This window comes from Streptomyces sp. P17 (assembly GCF_032436805.1).
In the GTDB taxonomy this organism is placed as follows: domain Bacteria; phylum Actinomycetota; class Actinomycetes; order Streptomycetales; family Streptomycetaceae; genus Streptomyces.
The window spans coordinates 1-374 of the sequence record NZ_JAVRBF010000420.1; the positions used below are offsets into that span (position 1 = coordinate 1).

Below are 374 nucleotides of genomic sequence, written 5' to 3' on the forward strand. Positions count from 1 at the left end.
TGCAACCTTTCACATTCGATATGTGTGAGATAACGGGCAAAGTCTTCAAATTCAATCAACCCTGAATTCGGGCAACGATCTTGCTTAGTTGTAAGTGTATATGCCTTGTCAGCATATGTGATGTTTTCACATATTCCTTTGCCTGAATTTCTTGAACGACCTGCGCCATCAGACCACATTTTCTCACGTGACGGCGTTCGTTTCATTTTATACGGTTTTTGTTCCTCGCAACCGTATTCACGGATCATCCAGAATTTCACACCAGCGTCAACGATCGGTGCGATTGGAATGTTCGTCCAATACATACGTTTGCGACGTTGCGCGCTGAATAACGCACTATCGATTTCAACAGGTTCCACACCCGTTAAAAGAGT

1 pseudogene is annotated in these 374 nt (G+C 43.9%); it reads right to left on the reverse strand.

Annotated features, from left to right (window positions below):
- A pseudogene (locus tag RMT89_RS41555) lies at positions 1-374 on the reverse strand (hypothetical protein); the annotation flags it as partial.